We start from the raw sequence: 20568 nt of genomic DNA on the forward strand, positions 1-20568 counted from the left end.
AGGAACGTGTATGTCATACAGATTAGCAGCGGATGTGGGCGGAACCTTTACGGATATTGTTTTATTAAATGATGATACCGGCGTCTACGAGACGACCAAGGTGCTGACGACTCCTGAGGCGCTGGAAAAAGGAATACTAAAAGGCTTTGATGAATTGGCGGGAGATAAATATGATCAGATAGCCAGTATTGTCCATGGAACTACTTCTGGACTGAATTCCGTGATCGAACGAAGGGGAGCTCACTGCGCGCTCGTGACGACAAAAGGATTCCGCGACGTGTATGAGATTGCCAGAGCCAACCGTCCGGAGATTTATAATATCCACTATCACAAGCCAGAGCCACTGATTCCGAGAAAAGATATATATGAGATCGATGAGCGGGTTGCTTTTGATGGAACCATTGAAAAAAAGTCACAAAAGAAATGATGCAGGAAGTGACGGAGGCTTTAAAGGGAAAGTATGATTCCATAGCCGTATGCCTGATCAACAGTTATGCAAATACGGAGAATGAAAAGGAAGTATGCCGGATTCTGGAAGAGGAACTGGAAGAAGGGACGATCATCACTGCGTCCCATGAGATTGCGAAAGAATCCAGGGAATACGAAAGAGTGAGCACTTCCGTACTGAATGCATATGTAGCCCCAAGCACAAGAAGGCATGTATTTGCACTGTCGGAAGAACTTGAAAAAAGAGGCTTTACCGGCACGCTTTATATGATGCAGTCAAGCGGTGGCGTTATACGGGCAGAGATGGCGTCCTCTACCGCCGTATATACGCTGATGTCCGGCCCGGTCGGCGGAGCAATCGGTGCCAGCGTGATCAACCGGGATAATTTGATCGGATTTGACATAGGCGGTACGAGTTTTGACGTGAGCATCATCGTGAATAACCGGATGGAGACCACGGTAGAGGCTGAGATCGAGGGATTCCCGGTACTGGCGCCAACCGTCAATGTATTCAGCATTGGCGCGGGAGGCGGAAGCATCGCATGGAATGAAGCAGGGGGGATGCGTGTAGGCCCACAAAGCGCGGGCGCGATGCCAGGCCCGGTATGTTATGGAAGAGGCGGCGATAAGCCAGCACTTACGGATGCCAACCTGGTACTGGGACATATGTCCGCTAAGCATTTTCTGGGCGGCAGGATGGAGATGGATACGCAGAAGACTCTAGACGTATTTGAAGAGTACGGAAGGCAGTTCGGCCTGGATGCGGTCACTGCCGCGGAAGGCGTCTGCGAGATTGCCAACCACAAGATGGCGGATGCCATCCGGGAACTTACGGTAAAGCGGGGAATCGATCCAAGGAACTTCTCGATTCTCGCGTTTGGCGGAGCAGGCCCAATGCATGCGGCGCTGATCGCGGAGATGCTGGATATTAAGGAAGTCATCGTACCGGCTAATCCGGGAGTGTTTTCCGCGTGGGGCATGTTGCATGCGGACATCCGGCATGATACCGGCCGAACCAGGGTATGCCTGCTGTCTTCGCTGAATGAGGAGGAATTCCACAAGAACTTTGCCGAACTGAAGCAGGAACTGGACGAAGTACTGGAAAAAGAAGGAATCATAGATGATGAAAGAAAATATATCTGTGCTCTGGATATGCGTTACTTTGGCCAGGAGTACACCATTTCTGTGGATATTCCGGACGAGTCCGTGTTTGATAAGGATGAAATCGAGAAGTCTTACAGCGCCATTTATGAGAGGCTATACGGACACCATTCATCCGATAATGTGGTAGAACTGGTGAATTACCGCATGACAGTGCTGGTACCCGTGAACAAGGCGGCTTCGGGGAGCCGTGCCAGCGATAGCCAGGTTGAGCCTATTGAGAAGATTCAAGGCTACTTTGACGGCAGAAAATATGAGATTGATGTCTATTCCCGGGAATGTCTTGTAACCGGAAGCGAGATCTCAGGTCCGGCCATCGTGGTCGAACTTACGTCCACGACGATCGTTCCGCCGGGATGGAGGCTGACGGTAGATGAAGCCGATAGCATGATAATGAAAAGGATGAACGGAGGTGCGGCAAATGACTGATAGAGTGAATCCAATCGTGGTAGAGATTATTCGAAATGCGGTGAATTCTGCCGCAAGGGAAATGAACAGCTGCCTAATTAAGAGCGCATTTGGCCCGGGCATCTATGAGATGAAAGACTGCAGCGTCGGAATCTTCGACAGGGAGGCCCGGCTGTTGGGACAGTCTTCTGGACTGCCCATCTTCCTTGGGAATCTGGAGATCTGCATTCAGATCGTGACGGATAAGATCGGACTGGATGGATATCAGAAAGGCGATGTGTTCGTAATGAACGACCCATATCTTCAAGGAACTCACGCTGCTGATATTACCGTGTTTTCACCGATATTCTATGAAGGAAGGCTGGAAGGGTTCTCCGCGGTCCGCGCAGCAATGCAGGATATGGGCGGAAAGAATCCCATGGGATGCGCGGACAGCACAGAGGTCTATCAGGAGGGATTAAGGATACCGCCGGTCAGGCTATGCAGCGCAGGGACGATTTGTGAAGATGTTATGGACCTTCTCACGATTAATAGCAGATATCATGCAATGATGAGAGGGGACTTAAATGCCTGCATATCCGCCTGCTACACAGGAGAGACCAGAATGGGAGAACTGTTTGGGCGTTACGGTACAGAAACAGTCCATCAGGCGGCACTGGAGATATTCCGGCAGTCCGAGCAGCTTGACAGACAGGCGGTGGCGGAGATACCAGACGGAGAATACTATGCGGAGGGCTGTCTGGACAATGACGGAATCACGCCAGAAGAGCGGCCGCTTAAGGTAAAAGTGACGATCCGGGGAGAAGAGATGACGATTGATCTAAGCGGAAGCGCCAGAATGGGCGTAGGGCCGATCAACTGCGGAGAAGCACAGACGATCGCCGCATGCCGTGTAGGTTATAAAGAGGTGATCAATCCGGATAGCCAAGTGTCCGGAGGAACGTTCCGCAATCTCAATGTAATCGTAGAGAAAGGGAGTTTTCTGGCGGCAGAAGAGCCGGCGCCGTGCGGCTGGTACTTTACCGGACTGGGACTTTTGATCGACCTGATTATCAAAGCACTGGCTCCGGTCATTCCTAAGCAGGCCGCGGCAGCCCATTACGGAGACTCGAATGTCATCCTGTTCAGTGGCTACGACAGCATCCGGGAAAAGCAGTTTGCGATCTGCGAGGCCACGGCAGGAGGCTGGGGCGCGTATGACGGGGATGACGGACAGAATGGCATGATCAATGTAGTCAACGGAGATTTAAAGAACTGGGGAATTGAGTTTATTGAAAGCAAATATCCACTCAGAATCCTGTCTTATAAGGTACGGGAAGATTCCGAAGGCGCGGGACAGTTTAGAGGCGGCCTTGGGCTGGAACGCACCTATCGCGTAGAGACGGATGCGCAGTGTAATCTGATGCTCTGGGTGGAACGGTCTAAGACGACAGCTTGGGGGCTCTTGGGAGGACATGCTGCACAGGCGCCTGATGTGGTGGTCAATCCGGGCACTCCGGAAGAAAAGCATTATCTGAAGACCAATATGCTTCCTGTGAAGAAGGGAGATATTATAAGGATAAGTACAGGCGGAGGAGGTGGATACGGAGATCCCAAAGAAAGAAGCCGGGAAGCAATCGCGTCAGATATTGAGAATGGATACCTGACATTGGAACATGCCCAGAAATTGTATTGTTATCAGTAATAGGAGGAAAATTTATGAAAAAGAATTTAAAGAAAGCAGTTTCCCTGTTGATCGTATTTGCTATGATTATCAGCCTTGCTGCCTGCGGGAAGTCCGGGGATAAGAAGGAAGGTACCCAGAAGGCAGCCAGTGACGAGGATAAGACGTTTACCGCCGCATTGGGCGTCATGCCGTCTAATTTCGACCCGACGAATCTTGTAGGGGCCGGAGACATGAATGCATCCAGAACCTGTTATGAGCCGCTGGTGGAAGAGGTCCGCGGATCGACGGAACTGGAGCCTTGGCTGGCAGAAAGTTATGAGGTTCCCGATGCGAAGACCTATATCTTTAAACTGCGGGAAGGCGTGAAATTTGCCGACGGAACGGATTTGAACGCGGAGGCGGTGGTGTATTCCTATAACCGCGCCATGGCTTTTGTAAGTTCCATCTCCACGCTGGTACAGGAAATAGAGAGTGTGGAAGCTACAGATGAGATGACGGTAACGATTAAGTTAAAAAGCGATAATTCAGGATTCTTATACAATGTTGCAAAGATTGGAATCATCTCTCCAACTTGGTGCAAGGAGCATGAGGAGGATGGAGATTGGGCACAGGCATATTGCGCAAGACATTCCTGTGGAACCGGCGCTTATCAGATCTCCGGCTTTGAAGAAGACCAGTACTATACTATGGAAAAATTCGACGACTACTGGGGCGGATGGAAAGATAATCAGATTGATAAGATCCAGACACTGATCGTAAAAGACAATGCAACACAGATTCAGATGCTCAATTCCGGCGAAGTAGACAAACTTCAGATTCCAATTACTGAGAATCTGGATATTCTAGAGGCAAATGAGAATATCGACGTTCTGACGGAACAATCTCTGCAGACAAATATTTTTACCTTCAATACTAAGAAGGCTCCGTTCGATAACTTGCAGGTAAGGCAGGCGGTGACGCTGGCTATGAGCTATGAAGGAGTAAAAGATAATGTATATAACGGAAAGGCTACGATTCCAAGCGGATTTATGCCGGCAAAATTTGCGGAGCATGATGACAGTATTCCGGAACAGTCACAGAATCTTGAGAAGGCTAAGAAATTAATGGAACAGTCCGGCGTAGGCGAATGCAAAATCTCAGTTCACCTTTGCGAGGGAAGTGACGACCAAGTGCAGATGGCACAGATCCTTCAGGCTAATCTGGCAGAAATCGGCATCACGCTTGAAGTCAAAGTTATGCCTTGGCTCTCCATGGTAGAAGAGAATTCTTCACCAGATACCGCCCCGGAAATGTCAGCGCTTAATATGGGGGCATTTACAGGCGACTCCGTGTTCTTCCTGAAACAGAATTTCCACAGTATGTACAGCGGGCAGCCATACAACTGGAGTTTTTATGAGAACCCGGAATTTGACGAGGCGATTGACAAGGCAACGGCAACCGTAGATGAAAAAGAGAAGAAGGAGTATCTCAATACAGCGCAGAATATTCTCGTGGATGACTGTGCGGCACTTTATATAGCATCCCCGGATTCTGTGGAGGCGATCAATAACAAATATCAGGGATTTAAGATTCATCCGTTGGACTACTATTATTCCATCCGTTTCTATCAGTTGACAATTGGAGAATAAGAATCGTCCGGAAGATTAAGGGGGCAGGTTATGGTTAAATTTTTGGCGAAAAGAATATTATCTTTGATATTCGTCGTAATAGGGATCACGCTTGTCGTGTTCATAGCGACACACTGTCTTCCGGCTGATCCGGCGCGGGCGGCTGCGGGGCCGTCCGCCTCCAAGGAACAGGTCGAAGAAAAAAGGGTGGAACTGGGACTGGACCGGCCGCTGTATGTCCAATATCTGGATTATATGAAGGGGCTTGCGCATTTTGATATGGGAAAATCCTACAAAAGCAGGCAGCCGGTGACACAGGAGATTTCTTCAAGGCTGGCAGCCACGATGGAACTTACAGTCCTGTCTCTTGTGGTATTTTTCATTATTGCGCTGCTGATGGGAAGCATTGCGGCGCTGAAGAGGAATAAGATCATCGACCATGTCATCCGGTTCTTTTCGGTGGGAAGCATGGCAGTACCGCCTTACTGGCTGGCTCTTCTGCTGCAGTATTTTCTGTTCTATAAAGCGCAGCTGCTGCCGTCAGGCTACCGGCTACCGGCGGGCGTGACCGGCCCGGATACCGTGACCGGATTCTATCTGCTGGACAGCGCTATTCAAGGGGACTGGGCCTTGTTCGCGCTGTGCGCGAAACATTTGCTGCTGCCGGTATTGAGCCTGGTTATCGGGTATTGCGGAATCACGACAAGGATGATGCGCACACAGCTTTTGCAGGAACTGCGGCAGGATTATATCCGCACAGCCAGATCCAAAGGCCTGCCTGAGCATACGGTAATAAGACGCCATGCAATGAAAAACGCCATTTCCCCCATATTGACTATGCTGGGGATGCAGGCCGGCGGCATGATCGGAGGAACCGTTTTGATCGAGAAGATATTTAGTTGGCCGGGACTGGGCTCCTATGCGCTGGAGGCGATCATGTCGATGGACCTTTTAGTGATCGCCGGAATCACGACGGTGATGGCTGTCATTTTCATACTTATTAACCTGATTGTTGATATTTCCTATGTACTCATAGATCCGAGAGTGAGGTTATCATGATGAAGACGATAAAAAAATACTTTTTCCGGGACATTCCATCCACCATAGGAACCGTGATCTCTCTGGGAATTCTTCTATTTATGATTATAGGCCCCTTTGCCACGAAGTATGACCCTCTTACGGTGGATATGGGCGCAAAACTTGTGAAGCCGGGAAGCATACATATCTTTGGAACAGACGAGATGGGGCGGGATATTTTTTCCAGGCTTGCGTATGGCTCATGGTATTCAATGGGGACGGCGCTGGCGGTGGTTCTTCTTGCAGCCATAGTGGGAATCATCGTGGGCGGAATCGCCGGATATGTGGGCGGCTGGTTCGATAACCTGGTTATGCGGATATGCGACGTATTCCTGTCTTTCCCGCAGGTATTCCTGGCTATGATCATCGCTGCAGCCATCGGTGCAGGGATCGGACCGACGATATTCGCGCTGGCAGTCTCGTGGTGGCCGAATTATGCCAGGATGGTGCGGGGGATGGTAATCGTGATCAAAGAAAAACTTTATGTAGAGTCGGCGAAGGCGATAGGAATGCATCCTCTGCGTATTATCTTCACCATCATCATCCCGCAGACTATGTCAATGGTAATCCCCCAGATTACAATGGGAATTGGAAACGCGTTGATCGCGGCATCCGGATTCTCGTTTATCGGCCTTGGCGCGCAGATGCCGACGCCGGAATGGGGGGCGATGATATCCCAGGGCAGCAGATTCATCTTCAATGCGCCATATTATGTTATCATTCCGGGTATATTTATTTTTCTTGCAGTGCTGGGATTCAGCCTGCTTGGCGATTCGCTGCAGGAGGCAACCAACCCGGAACTTAAAAATTTGTAAACGTTCGTTAGGAGAGCAATTATGGATATCAGCAGAAAATTTGAAGAAGCAAGAAGCGTGATGAAAAGTTATGGGAAGGACTGCATGATACTGGCGCCTTCTACGGATCTTCGCTACCTGAGCGGATTTCATGGGATTTCCATGGAACGCCCGATTTTACTGATATTAACGCTGAAAAAGGCGTTTTTCGTCCTGCCGGAGTTTGAGCTGGACAACCTGAGAGAGGAATTGAAGGCTGCCGTTACCTGCATTTCGTGGAAGGAACAGGAGGACCCCTATGCAAAGGCGGCGCAGGCTTTGGAACAGGAGAATATTTGCCACGCGGTTTTTGGAAACCAGATGCAGGCGGTGATGTTCTACCGCCTGAAGGAGGCATTTACAAACTGGCGGTGGGAGCCGGCAGGGCCGCTGATGGCAAAACTCCGCTCAAGAAAAGAGGAAGAAGAATACCAATGCCTCAAAATGGCCCAGAGGCTGTCTGGCGAGGCGCTTTTAAGACTTCTTAAGGAAGGCCTGTCCGGCCGGACCGAACTGGAGGCGGCTGTAAGGCTCAATGAGTATATGCGCGAAGCGGGGCTGGAATGTATGGGTACGCCGCTGGTGGCAGCCGGGGCGAACGGCGCGCTTGCACATCATGGCGCCGATGATACCGTTATTCGGAGAGGAGATCCTGTCATCATTGATTTTGGAGGATGCTGCAAGGGATACTATGCGGACATTACCCGAACCGTGGCGGTGGGAGACATATCGGAAGAGTTTGCCAATGTCTTCCGGATTGTACGAAAAGCAAATGAAGCCGCTGCTGCTGCTGCGAGGCCTGGCATGACCGGGGAAGAACTGGATGCAGTGGCGCGGAAGATCATAGATGAGGCAGGATACGGCCATATTTTACACATAGGCTTGGCCACGGGGTTGGACTTGACGTGCATGAGGAGCCTTACATCGTAGCAGGAAACGAAGCGCCTCTTTTGGCAGGAAACGTCTTTTCCAATGAGCCGGGGATCTACTTGCCGGGACGGTTTGGAGTCCGACTTGAGGATGTGCTTTATCTGAAGGAAGATGGGGCAGAGTGCCTGACTGGCCTTACGCATGATATCCTGACGACGGAATAAGGAAGAGGTGGGGATATGGCAAAGGAAATATTAAGAGTGGAGAATCTGGTCACGGAATTCTGGGGTGAAGATCACCCTACAAAGGCAGTGGACGGAGTATCCTTCCACGTGAATGAAGGCGAGATACTGGGAATCGTAGGCGAATCGGGCTGCGGCAAAAGCGTGACCTCCATGTCCGTTATGCGGCTCATTCCGGAACAGGCCGGAGGCGTTACCAGCGGCACAATTACATTTGACGGCAGGGATACGCTGTCCATGGAGAAGAAGGAATTCTCGAAGATTGAAGGAAAAGATCTGACGATGATCTTCCAGGAGCCTCTTTCCTCTCTGAATCCGCTGCTGACCTGCGGCTACCAGATTGTGGAAACCTTGCGGTACCATGAAAAGATAAGTAAAAAAGAAGCCTGGGCAAAAGCAGAGGAACTACTGGAGATGGTAGGGATTCCGATGCCTGCAAAGAGGGCCAGGGAATATCCGCATCAGCTGTCCGGCGGGATGCGCCAGAGAGTCATGATTGCAATGGCCATAGCATGCAACCCCAAACTTCTGATTGCGGACGAGCCTACGACAGCCCTGGATGTAACGATTCAGGCGCAGATTCTGGACATCCTAAAAAGACTTAGGCAGGAGCGCAATATGGCAGTAATGTTCATCACCCATGATATGGGCGTGATCGCGGATGTCTCTGACCGGGTCATCGTAATGTATGCGGGAAATGTGGTAGAGGAAGCGCCAGTTACGCAGTTTTTTAAGAATCCCCTTCATCCATACACAAAGGGGCTTCTAAAAGCGATTCCAAGACCCGATATGAAGAATGAAAGGCTGTATATGATCAAAGGCACCGTGCCGGGACCGGAGGAACAGTATGCGATGAAGGGCTGCAAATTCTGCGACAGATGCGAGCACGCCCTCCCAAAATGCAGGGAGGAAAGGCCGGCTATGAAAGACATGGGCAATGGCCAGAAAACCGCGTGCTGGCTATATGACGACGGCGAAGGACCTGCAAAGGCACGGCAGTAATCTGCGGCACCCCAAATCAGGAGAGGAGAAAGAGAGAATGGAACCACTTTTTGATATCCGTCATGTTTCAAAATATTATTCGGCAAAGTCCGGAGCATTTTCCCTGGACAAGCGTATGGTCAAGGCCGTGGATGATATCAGTTTTCAGATACATAAGGGTGAGACGATCGGCATTGTAGGAGAATCAGGCTGTGGGAAAACCACTCTTGGTAAATTAATCCTGCATTTGTTCGAGCCGACAGCGGGAGAAATTATATTTCGGGGACAGGACATCCTGAAACTAGAACGAAGAGAACTGAGGCAGTTTCGAAAACACGCCCAGATCGTCTATCAGGATCCGTATACGTCGCTGAATCCCAGAATGCCAATAGGAGAGATCATAGGAGAACCGTTGAAGATTCAAAAACTGGGAAATAAAGACGAGATAAAGGAAAAAGTCCTTAATATACTGGACGTTGTAGGTTTGGTAAGAGATTTCTATGACAAGTACCCTTTTGAATGCTCAGGAGGCCAGAGGCAGAGAGTGGGGATTGCTAGGGCGCTGATCTTAAGACCGGAACTGATCGTGTGCGATGAGGCGGTATCCGCGCTGGATGTCTCCACACAGTCGCAGATCATCAATCTTCTGGAAGATATCCAGAAAGAGTTCGGCCTGACTTACTTATTCATTTCCCATGGCCTGTCTGTAGTGCGCCATATCTGCAGCAGGGTGATCGTTATGTACCTGGGGCAGGTCGTAGAGATGGCGGAATGCGAGGAACTGTATGAAAATCCTCTTCATCCATATACGAAGGCCTTATTTTCCGCAATTCCGCTGCCGGATCCAGAGCAGGAGAAGAACCGGATCATGCTGGAGGGTGATGTGCCAAATCCGGTGAACATCCCACAAGGATGTGCCTTCCACACAAGATGCAGATATGCCACGCAGCGGTGCAGGACAATGCGCCCAATACTTAGCGACGTTAAGGATGGGCATCAGGTATCCTGCCATCTGTACAGTAAAGAGGCATCCGGGAATAAGGAAGAGAATCCTGCGCCAGCGGAGGTATGAGTATGGACAGAAAGAAAATAAGAGAGGATACGCCCTGTGGAAACATCTATATGAATCACGCCTCTACTTCAGTTCCGCCATTGCCGGTGATAGAAGCGGCACAAGACTATTATCGCATGATCATGCAATATGGAGCCACAAGCAGGAAAGCGGAAGAGATAACGATCCGTACCTGCAGGCAGGCTGCGGAAAATATGGCAGCCTTTCTGAACGCGGATGCCGGGGAGATAATGTTCGTGCCCAATGGTACGGTGGGGATTGGCATGGTAGCGCAGGGAATGCCATGGAAGCCAGGCCAGAATATATTAATAGATTCTATGAGTTTTATCAGCAATGTCGCGCCTTTTATAGAGGCGGCTAAGTCACATGGGCTTGAGATCCGCTATATACCGGCCAGGCTGCCAGGCTTTCTCGACTTAGAGAAACTGGAGGAGCTGATCGATGAGAATACGGCGCTGATCAGCGTGACGCATGCGGCCAACAGCCTGGGCGTGCTCCAGGATATTGAGCGGATCGGAAGTCTGGCAGGGAAGTACAAGATCCCCTATCTTGTTGATGCTGCGGGGACATTGGGCGCAGTATCGCTGGACGTACAGAAAATCGGCTGCGATTTCTTAAGCGCATCCGGCCGAAAGTATTTAAGAGGCCCATCAGGCACAGGCATTCTCTATGTCAGACAAGAAAGGATCGGGATGCTAAAAGGGTATATGCCAGCCTGGAACAGCGGTACCTGGGATTATGGGACTGAGGAGTTTACGTATCACAATGATATCCGCAGGCTGGAATTCGGAGAGAAAAACTATCCGGGGATATTCGGCCTTTCTAAGGCTGTTGAATATATCAGCGAAATCGGCGGAATGCGCAGGATAGAGGCCAGGATCAGAGAACTGACAGGCTATCTGCTTGACAGGCTGGAAGCCGTTGACGGCATCCGGATATTAGGACCTGGGGAGGCCGCCTGCCGGTGCGGCACAACCGGATTCATAGTAGAAGGAAAAGGATGTGAAGAGATTGCCGGATATCTGAATAAGAACGGCGTCGGGATGATGGCACATCATTTCTTCTGCCCTGGAGTCAGCGAACTGTTCGAAATAGAAGGAACAGCCAGACTGTCCGTACATTATTGGAATACAGAGGAAGAGATTGATGCAGTAATAAATCTTTTGAAGAAGATGCAGGGTGAATAGTTATGGAAAGATATTATCAGCAATATATCAAGCTGCTTGAGAAAGAACTGGTTCCGGCTTTTGGCTGTACGGAGCCGATTGCGATCGCCTATGCGGCGGCGTATGCGAGGAATATTTTGGATGCAATGCCTGAGGAAGTCGATATCAAAGTCAGCAGCAATATTATAAAGAATGTAAAGAGCGTCACCATACCGAATACCGGAGGCCTGAAAGGAATAGAGGCCGCCGTGGCGGCAGGGATTGTCGTAGGAAACCCGGAAAAGGAACTGGAAGTTATCGCCGGGGTATCTAAGGAGCAGATCCCGATGATCAAAGAATATCTAGAGAGGGTACCGATAAAAGTCTCTGCCAGCGAAAGCGATGAAGTCTTTGATATCAGGATCATGGTGAAGTGTAAAAAGCAGTATGCGCTGGTGAGGATTGTGAAAGAGCACCTGAATATCGTGTACGTTGAGAAAAACGGGAAGGAGATCTTTGAAAAGGATGAAGAGGACCGGCAGGAGCAGCCGGAGGCCTCTTTGACGATTCAAAGAATCGTGGAATTTGCAGATCTGGCAGCCATTGAAGATATCCGGGGACCAGTCCGCAGGCAGGTGGATTATAATATGGCGATTGCCAGGGACGGACTTGCCAAAGAATATGGAGGCGCAGTGGGACGAACCATCCTGTCTCATTCACAGCAAACTGCCGCTGACAAGGCCAGAGCCTATGCGGCAGCAGGTTCAGATGCCCGCATGAGTGGATGCACGCTTCCTGTCATTATTGTATCCGGAAGCGGAAACCAGGGTATCACGGCCTCGGTTCCGATTGCCGTATATGCAGAGGAAAAGGGCTATGGAGAAGAGAAGATGCTCCGTGCGGTAGCGCTGTCAGACCTTCTTACCATTTATCAGAGGCAGTTCATTGGCAGGCTGTCTGCCTATTGCGGGGCAGTAAATGCAGGGTGCGCAAGCGCAGCTGGAATTGCTTATCTGGAAGGAGGAGGCTTTGAAGAAGTAGCACATACTCTAATCAATTCGCTGGCGGCTATTTCTGGCGTGATCTGTGATGGGGCGAAGCCTTCTTGTGCGGCGAAGATTGCTGCGTCTGTGGAGGCGGGCCTTCTGGGATATGATATGTTTATAGATAAGAAAGAATTTGTCGGAGGCGATGGAATCGTTACCTGTGATGCGGATGAAACAATTAAAAACGTAGGAATCCTGGGAAAAGAGGGAATGAAGCAGACGGATCGAAAGATTGTAGAAATTATGCTTAAGAGAACCGCATGCAGAAATAAGATGTAGCCGTATGGTAAAATATGGTATAATAAAAGTGCCTTAAGCCCGGTCTGTCTGGCAATATACTTATACAGCATGGAACGGGCTAATAATTAAGAAAGAGCAGGGGGGATAGGTATGTCTGAAACGATGAAACTGAAAGACCAGATATATGAGAAGGTCCTGAATGAAATTACGGAAGGCCGCTATCTGCAGAATGAAATTATTACGGAAAGAGAATTGATAGAAAAATATGGAGTCAGCAAATCCCCTGTCAGAGAGGCGCTCATTGAACTTTGTAATGAAAATGTGCTGGTAAGCCGTCCAAGAATGGGATATCAGATACGCCCTATATCTATGAAGGAAATTTCAGATATTGTAGAACTGCGGGTAATTCTGGAGCTGGCTGCGCTTAGAAAGACGTTTACAATTTTGGATGATCATCATATACAGCTGCTAAAGGAAAATCTATCAAGGGCTTCAGAAATCCATGAAGGGAAAAATATGATGAAGCATTGGAAGAGCAATATCAGTTTTCATCTGCTGCTGTGCAGTTTCTGCGGCAATTCCCAAATATATTCTGAAACGGAGAGGGCATTAAAGTTCTCGTATAGAGGCGCTATTCAGTATTTTTCTGTCTCATGGAACCGCCGTCATGATACAAAGGCTCAGAGGCATAAAAAATTGATCGAGGCTATGGAGATGAGGGATCTGGAAAAATCGTTGGAGATATTAAAGGAAGATATAGAAAATCTGAAGCAGGAGATATTAGAAGAGTTTTGTTAGGATTTTAGCAAGGAACTGCCCCGGCAGTTCCTTGTTTCATTTTATGCCTGCATATGATATAGTTGTCATAGATTATAAAAAGGAGAGCAAAGAGGGGATATGAAAAAGAAAGGGAAAATTATTTTATCAGCGGTGCTGATACTTCTAATTATCCTGATCGTGGGAATGTCATACTTTATAGGCACCCAGGTGTTCGAAGGATCCACGCAGCTGGTGACGAATGAGGACACTAAGGGGGTAAAGGATTCTTTTTGGAAGAAGTACGGAATAGATTACCAGGCATTTCAGCGCACATACAAGATAGAGGATCTGGAGTTGAAATCCACGTTCGACGGCCATAAGATTCCGGCAGACTATATCTATGCACCGGGGATGGAGGGAAACAAAGAGAATCAAACGGTTATACTGGTCCATGGGCTGGGAGGAAACCGGTACTCCAATTACCCATTGGCGGAATTCTTCCTGGAAGAGGGATACAATGTAATTACTTACGACCAGAGAAGTTCCAATGAAAATACGGCCCGGTATACGACCTTTGGATATTGGGAAAAATATGACCTGATTGATTGGATCGCATATGCCAAAGAGCAGGCCAATGAACAGACGCTGGGAGTATGGGGCACGTCCTTTGGAGGGGCAACGGCCGGACTGGCGGCAGGATATGAGGATACTGCTAAGATGATTGACTTTCTGATTCTGGACTGCCCGGTAAGCAGTATGGAATATATGATAGAGCAGGAAATGAAGAGCATGGATACAGGCATTCCGGTGTCCTATATGACTTGGTGCGGCAATATTGCCAATAAGCTGAAACTGGGATTTTCGTACAAGGATGCCGATGTAAGCAAAGCGGTAACAGATGTGGAGACTCCGATTTTAGTCATTAACAGCAAAAAGGATGAGTTGACGCCGTATTTTATGGGGAAGGATATCTATGACGCGATAGAAGGAGGCAATAAGAAGATATGGACCGTGAAAGACAGCAAGCATGCGGAGGTATGGCTGGATCATAATCCGGAGTACCGCAGCGTGGTGAAGGAATGGATAGAGTTTGAATAAGCAATGCAGTCAGTTCGCCACCGGGTGAACTTTAAAGTGTCTGGCAGTCCGTTAGGTCTTAGAAGGAGTGCCATGGCACTTTTTATTATGCAATAGGAGGAGCAGACAATTATTATGGAATTAAGGAGAGACTTTTTGAAATATGTAAGCCTGAATGTGATCGGGATGATCGGAATATCCTGCTATATTCTGGCGGATACATTCTTTGTAGCCAAAGCTCTGGGGGCTACGGGACTGGCAGCCCTGAATTTCTCCATCTCATTTTTCAGCGTGATGCAGGGCTGTGGGCTGATGATCGGAATTGGCGGCGCTACGGACTTTTCACTTCGCAGGCAGGAGGCAGATGGGAAGAATGGGGATATTTCCTTTGTCCATACCGTAATGCTGGGGAGCATTGCAGCAGCCCTCTTCTTGCTGATCGGGATATTCCTGGCAGAGCCGCTGGGACGGGTCTTAGGTGCGGATGCGACGACGCTGCCCTATACGAAAGTGTATTTGCAGACGATCTTATGTTTTGCGCCGGCGTTCCTCCTGAATAATATTCTTCTGGCATTTGTCCGCAATGACAATGGACCCCGGCTATCAATGACGGCTATGCTGGTGAGCAGTTTTTCCAATATTATTCTGGATTATATATTCATGTTCCCGCTCTCTATGGGAATCTTCGGGGCCGCCTTTGCAACCGGGCTATCCCCGGTGATAAGTATTGCGATCCTTCTGCTGCATTTTAAGGGGAGAAATCAGGGTTTCCATCTGATGCGGTGCAAATTGGAGATCAGAAGGCTTGGAAGAATTATGGCACTTGGCTTTTCTTCCCTGATTGGGGAACTGGCTTCTGCCATCTCCCTTCTTACGTTTAATTTGATCATACTGGGAATCTCAGGCAATATCGGGGTAGCAGCCTATGGCATCATTGCCAACATCGCGCTGGTTGCCACCTCGGTATTTACAGGAACTGCACAGGGATTGCAGCCACTGGCAAGCAGATGCTATGGGCAGGGAGAACGTGAGGGAGTAGGCAGGCTTTCCGGCTATGCGGTAAAGACGGCTGTTTTTTTCGCAGTGGCCATTTATGCCGTCATCTGCATCTTTGCACCAGCGATCGCATCCATCTTCAACAGCGAGGGGAACCGGAGGCTGTCGGAACTGGCAGTCGAAGGAATGAGAATCTATTTTGCAGGATATTTCTTTGCCGGGATCAGCATTGTGACCACCGCCCTGTTAAGCGCTACCGCCCATGTGAATAAAGCGATGGCCATCGCCTTATGCAGAAGCTGCGTGATTCTGGTGCCATGCGTGTTCTTGCTAAGCAGGCTGTTTAAGATGACGGGAGTATGGCTGTCATTTGTCGTGGCGGAAGGGCTGGTATTTGTGCTCACGGTAGTTTTTCTGGCTAGATTCCGCCGCCGCTAGTACGGGCATATGCCGGAAGTATTAAATTTTGCGTTTTAGAAGGCCCTATGCTACACTAGAGGCAATGAAACGGCAGGAAGGTTGAAAGCATATGCTGCAGATTGCGATTTGCGATGATGAAAAGTATTACAGGGAAGAGATACGGAGACTGGTGGAAGACTGGCTGGAAGAAAAAGGGATGGAATATGCCATCCATTTATTTGCTTCGGGAGAAGAATTCCTGATACAGAATGAGAATCTGGTAAGATACGATTGTATCTTCATGGATATCAATATGAACGAAATAGATGGTATTGAGGCGGCCATGCAGATCCGCTCTTATCATTCCAAGACCCAGATTGTATTCGTGACCGCTTTTATCCAATATGTGCTGGAGGGATATAAGGTAGATGCAGTCCGGTATATCATGAAGGATACGTTAAAGACAGCAGTGCCGGAATGTATGGACGCAGTGTGGAAGAGACTGAAGCTTGCCCAGGTGACATTTCACTTTGTCGAAGGGGAGAAGACGCTTTACACGGATAATATCCTCTATGTGGAGAGCCGCAGGCATAAATCGATCTTTCACTATATGGAATCCAGCATGACGGAGTATCAGATATATAGCAAGCTGGATGAGATCGAGCAGAAGTTATACGAGCATGGATTCCTTCGGATTCATAAGAGTTATCTTGTGAATATGAAGCATATGCGAAGAGTCAGTAATTATGAAGCCATGCTGGATAACGGAGAATGCCTTTCTGTCCCGCGCCTGCGGTTTCAGAAAGTGAAAGAGGCATACGTAGGGTACAAAGGAGCGTTGTAATGAGTGTCATATTAAAATGCCTGGCGCTATCGTTTATGACGGGGATCGCCTGTAAGATATTTTTTGAAACGCTGATACCAAGGCGTAAGATGAGATATGGCTGGATGGAAAATACCTTTCTTCTGACGTTTGCCCTTGGATTTATGATCATCAGCATGACCCCGGTTCCCCCTTATATGCTCAGGCCGGTAAGGGTGGTTATCGTCATCTTCATTGTAGTACAGATTTATTTTAAGATCAGGCCTTTGCATAATCTGATTTTGTCCATACTGGTATGCAGTTTGATGTGGCTAATGGAAATGCTTGTTCTTTGGGCGATTTTTGCACTGCCCGTCAGATACAGGACGCTTGTATATCTTGAGGAAGAGATCGCATACAGCCTGCTCTTTGGCTTGATGTTCCTATTTTCTGTCTGCTATAAAGGGAAAAAGAATATGCTGTCTGGCACAAACTGGATTCGTTATGGGTATGTTCCTATCGTAGTAATGGTCATGATTATGGTTTTGAGCAGTATTCCCTGGAATGAGCAGGAACCTGACGGAAAAGCAGGATTTCTGCTCTTTGCCATGTTTGGGATCATGATGATGTTTATCTTTTACTTTATCTGGAACATTCTGCAAAAGGAAAGAGAATTGCAGGAACTGCGGATGATTCAGGAGCAGACGCAGAATCAGATGGCGATGTACCAGAATATGCAGAGAAATTATGAACAGCAGAGGCGCTATCTGCATGATTACAAGAACCAGCTGGCCTGCATCCAGGGGATGCTGGCAGAAGGCGAAGTAGAAAGAACAGCAGGATATGTGGCTGAATTGACGGGGAATATCCATAAAAGCGCAGACTATGTAGATGCCAATCATATGGTGGTGAACGTGGTCCTGAACCAGAAGTACAGGGAAGCCATGGAGAAAGGGATTACCATGCTCATTACCATAGGCGATCTGTCAAAACTTGCGCTGAAGGAGGAAGATACCGTCACGCTTCTGGTCAATCTGCTGGATAACGCCATAGAAGCATGTGAGAAACAAAAGACTGGTAAAATGATCCACTTTAAAATGGTACTGGAAGACGGGCAGCTGGTTCTATCCGTGCGCAATCCTGTGGAAGAGCCGGTCAAGATAAGGGGAAATACGGTAATTACCACGAAGAAGGATAAGTCTGCCCATGGAATCGGGTTGAAAAACGTTGATTCCGTTATCCAAAGAAATAACGGAACCAGCGTGATTCAGTGTAAGGACGGAATGTTCAGTTTTTCTGCCATTCTATCATCTTAAGGTTTTGGTGTTCCGGCATACATAAGATAGCCGCCCTTTTCCCCGCCGACTGGCCCAAGATCGATCATCCAGTCGCTATGTGAAATGAACTGCTGGTTATGCTCCGCCGCGACGATGGTATTGCCAGCATCAGCCAAACGGTCAAGTAGCGCCAGGAAATGCCGGATATCACTGGGGTGAAGGCCCGCTGTGGGCTCATCCATCAGGTAGAGGCATTCTTTATTGGAAGCGGTCTGGATCAATTCCTTGGCCAGCCGAAGCCGCTGGCATTCGCCGCCGGACAAGGTGGTAAGGGACTGCCCCAGCTGAAGGTAGCTAAGACCTACATCCATAAGAAGGTTCAAGATCCTTAAAATCTTGGGGACGTCGGCAAAGAGTTCTGCTGCCTCCTCAATGGAGAGGTTCAGAACGTCTTTGATGGAAGCTCCTTTATAGGTGACTTCCAGAACTTCAGGGCGGAACTGGCTTCCATTGCAGACAGGGCAGACGATCTCGGTATTGGCAAAGAATAGCATGTTGTTGTCGATGTATCCCAGCCCTTCGCAGTTTTCGCATCTGCCTCCTGAAGAGTTAAAGGAAAAATGCCGCGCACAAAGGCCATTCTTTTTTGCGGTTCCGGTTTTGCCGAAGACAGACCGGATATCGGTGTAGACATCGGCGTAGGTAGCCACATTGGAACGTTTCATCCGGGGAATTGCCGCCTGCTCGATCCTGACAATCTTATCAAATCGCTCAAGGCCGGCCACACGGCCATTCTTTGATGACCCGCCTGTAGACAAAACCTCGAAAAGCAGGGTTGACTTCCCAGAGCCGGAAGGACCGGTAACAGAAGTAAGGCATCCAACGGGGATATCGACGGCAAGGTCCTTAAGATTGAACGCATTTGCATGTTCTATGCGAATCATAGCTGTAGGCTCCCGGAAAACGGATTTGCCGGGATCAGGGTTCTTAAGATACAAGCCGGTTACGGAAGCAGGATTTCGCATTAGTTCCTTTAACGTGCCGGAGGCAATAATCTCGCCGCCAACTCTGCCGGCTCCAGGCCCCATGTCAATAATGTGGTCCGCAGATTCCATGATGTCCGTGTCATGCTCTATGACAAGTACTGTATTTCCCAGATCCCTAAGTTTCTTAAGAATTGCCACCAGCCCGGGCGTATCTTTGGAGTGCAGCCCGGCGGTCGGCTCATCCAGAATATAGATGATGCCGGTAAGTTCGCTGTCCAGGGCGGCGGCCAGCCGGAGCCGCTTGAGTTCTCCGCCTGACAAAGTGATGATCTGCCGGTCCAGGCAGAGATAGCCAAGACCGACTTTTTGATAACGGTCAAGCTTCGTTTCTATGTCAAGCAGATAGGACTCTGTCATATCCAGATGCTTGGGGGAGAGGGAGGCGCGTAATTCCTTGATCCATTGCCAGAGATGTTCCAGAGAATAAAGATTAAGTTCGGGAAGCCGGGTGCCATGAACGGTTACGCTGCGGCTTAATGTGCCAAGCCTTTCTCCGCCGCAGTTGGGACAGGCTTCGGTAGTGAAATAGGGAGTCAACGAACCGGCATCCCCGAATCTTTCGGACAGTCTTCTCCAAAGAATCGGAAATACGCCTTCGAATCTTCCGGAAGCCGTTGTCTCAGGCGGTTTTAGGCCTGGAAATGCCTCTCTTGCCTGGGCGCATTGTGTTCCTTCGTATAGGATTGCTTTCTGTAGGTCCGTGAAATCCTTTACCGGCATACTGGCCTCGTATGGAATCCGGTAATACTGGAAGGCTTTAAAAAGGAGCGAAATCTGATACTGCCCATATCGTTTCTCCCAATAGCGCACGGCGCCATCTTCTAGAGAGAGGTTCTCGTCTATCACCTGCGACTTGTCGATGGCATGGATATGTCCAAGCCCCTCGCAGGCCGGGCAGGCTCCTTCCCTGGTATTGAAGGAAAAGAAGGTGCGGGTGATCTTGTCCATTCTTTGGCCGCATTCACTGCAATACATATATACATGAAAATCAGTTCCTTCTTTCCTGGTCTCTTCCCGGCAGTCGGCCGCGCAGATCTGATGCCCGCAATAAGGGCATGTCCGCATGCCTAGTTTTTCGTATATCATCCGCAGATCCGTATAGATATCCGACAAAGTCCCGACTGTGGAACGGGGGTTTCGATTGGCGTCTGTCTGGGTGATGACGATGGCCGGAGAGGCCCCTCTGATCCGGTCTACTTTCGGCTTGCGGATTCCCTGGAAAGACATCGCCTCCAAGTATTGCCGCTGGCATTCGTTGAAGAGGACGTCAATAAGCAGCGTAGATTTTCCGCAGCCGGACAGGCCGGTGAATACGACCAGCTGATTCTTTGGAATCTCTAATGATACGTTCTTTAAACAGCCTTCCCGTGCATTGCTGATTTTTATATAATCCATAGGCATCTCCTTTGGGCGGATG

The 20568-nt window shown here is 49.1% G+C and carries 18 protein-coding genes; 17 read left to right on the forward strand and 1 reads right to left on the reverse strand.

Translation table 11 applies throughout. The annotated features are described in order from the left end of the window. The first annotated feature begins 10 nt into the window (after window positions 1–10). From K0036_RS04030 to K0036_RS04110, 17 genes are all read left to right on the forward strand, one after another. Entirely contained in the window at window positions 11–427 is a 417-nt protein-coding gene (locus K0036_RS04030; RefSeq protein ID WP_220430796.1) for a hydantoinase/oxoprolinase N-terminal domain-containing protein, read from the forward strand. Next, entirely contained in the window at window positions 424–2037 is a 1614-nt protein-coding gene (locus K0036_RS04035) for a hydantoinase/oxoprolinase family protein (RefSeq protein WP_220430797.1), read from the forward strand. Before K0036_RS04030 ends, K0036_RS04035 begins: the two co-directional genes overlap by 4 nt. Next, window positions 2030–3700: a hydantoinase B/oxoprolinase family protein gene (locus K0036_RS04040; RefSeq protein WP_220430798.1), complete on the forward strand. Its 1671-nt coding sequence runs from the start codon at window positions 2030–2032 to the stop codon at window positions 3698–3700. Before K0036_RS04035 ends, K0036_RS04040 begins: the two co-directional genes overlap by 8 nt. Before the next feature lie 14 nt (window positions 3701–3714). Then, window positions 3715–5310: an ABC transporter substrate-binding protein gene (locus K0036_RS04045; RefSeq protein ID WP_025645080.1), complete on the forward strand. Its 1596-nt coding sequence runs from the start codon at window positions 3715–3717 to the stop codon at window positions 5308–5310. A gap of 30 nt (window positions 5311–5340) precedes the next feature. Further along, window positions 5341–6348, forward strand: coding sequence for an ABC transporter permease (locus K0036_RS04050; RefSeq protein ID WP_025645078.1), 1008 nt, complete (start codon window positions 5341–5343; stop codon window positions 6346–6348). After that, entirely contained in the window at window positions 6345–7181 is an 837-nt protein-coding gene (locus K0036_RS04055) for an ABC transporter permease (protein WP_081724542.1), read from the forward strand. The genes K0036_RS04050 and K0036_RS04055 overlap by 4 nt, the downstream gene beginning before the upstream one ends. 21 nt (window positions 7182–7202) lie before the next feature. Next, window positions 7203–8129: a M24 family metallopeptidase gene (locus K0036_RS04060; protein WP_220430799.1), complete on the forward strand. Its 927-nt coding sequence runs from the start codon at window positions 7203–7205 to the stop codon at window positions 8127–8129. Then, window positions 8105–8293, forward strand: a complete 189-nt coding sequence (locus K0036_RS04065) for a M24 family metallopeptidase (RefSeq protein ID WP_259283387.1) — start codon at window positions 8105–8107, stop codon at window positions 8291–8293. Before K0036_RS04060 ends, K0036_RS04065 begins: the two co-directional genes overlap by 25 nt. A gap of 15 nt (window positions 8294–8308) precedes the next feature. Continuing rightward, window positions 8309–9313: an ABC transporter ATP-binding protein gene (locus tag K0036_RS04070; RefSeq protein ID WP_220430800.1), complete on the forward strand. Its 1005-nt coding sequence runs from the start codon at window positions 8309–8311 to the stop codon at window positions 9311–9313. Beyond that, the gene (locus K0036_RS04075) at window positions 9276–10364 is read left to right on the forward strand and encodes an ABC transporter ATP-binding protein (protein ID WP_259283431.1); all 1089 of its coding nucleotides are present in this window, start codon (window positions 9276–9278) and stop codon (window positions 10362–10364) included. Before K0036_RS04070 ends, K0036_RS04075 begins: the two co-directional genes overlap by 38 nt. 2 nt (window positions 10365–10366) lie before the next feature. After that, window positions 10367–11551, forward strand: a complete 1185-nt coding sequence (locus K0036_RS04080; RefSeq protein ID WP_220430802.1) for an aminotransferase class V-fold PLP-dependent enzyme — start codon at window positions 10367–10369, stop codon at window positions 11549–11551. A 2-nt stretch (window positions 11552–11553) separates the two neighbouring features. Then, window positions 11554–12834, forward strand: coding sequence for a serine dehydratase subunit alpha family protein (locus tag K0036_RS04085; RefSeq protein ID WP_220430803.1), 1281 nt, complete (start codon window positions 11554–11556; stop codon window positions 12832–12834). Window positions 12835–12945: 111 nt separating this feature from the next. Continuing rightward, entirely contained in the window at window positions 12946–13593 is a 648-nt protein-coding gene (locus K0036_RS04090) for a GntR family transcriptional regulator (protein WP_025645064.1), read from the forward strand. 99 nt (window positions 13594–13692) lie between these two features. Continuing rightward, window positions 13693–14652: an alpha/beta hydrolase gene (locus K0036_RS04095; protein ID WP_220430804.1), complete on the forward strand. Its 960-nt coding sequence runs from the start codon at window positions 13693–13695 to the stop codon at window positions 14650–14652. A gap of 135 nt (window positions 14653–14787) precedes the next feature. Further along, entirely contained in the window at window positions 14788–16065 is a 1278-nt protein-coding gene (locus K0036_RS04100) for an MATE family efflux transporter (protein ID WP_259283388.1), read from the forward strand. A gap of 91 nt (window positions 16066–16156) precedes the next feature. Next, window positions 16157–16870, forward strand: coding sequence for a LytR/AlgR family response regulator transcription factor (locus K0036_RS04105; RefSeq protein WP_220430806.1), 714 nt, complete (start codon window positions 16157–16159; stop codon window positions 16868–16870). Beyond that, window positions 16870–18144, forward strand: coding sequence for a sensor histidine kinase (locus tag K0036_RS04110; RefSeq protein ID WP_220430807.1), 1275 nt, complete (start codon window positions 16870–16872; stop codon window positions 18142–18144). The genes K0036_RS04105 and K0036_RS04110 overlap by 1 nt, the downstream gene beginning before the upstream one ends. Here the strand turns inward: K0036_RS04110 and K0036_RS04115 are convergent. Beyond that, window positions 18141–20546, reverse strand: coding sequence for an ATP-binding cassette domain-containing protein (locus K0036_RS04115; RefSeq protein WP_220430808.1), 2406 nt, complete (start codon window positions 20544–20546; stop codon window positions 18141–18143). The genes K0036_RS04110 and K0036_RS04115 overlap by 4 nt on opposite strands. Window positions 20547–20568 lie beyond the last annotated feature (22 nt).

The organism is [Clostridium] scindens (genome assembly GCF_019597925.1).
GTDB lineage: Bacteria > Bacillota > Clostridia > Lachnospirales > Lachnospiraceae > Clostridium_AP.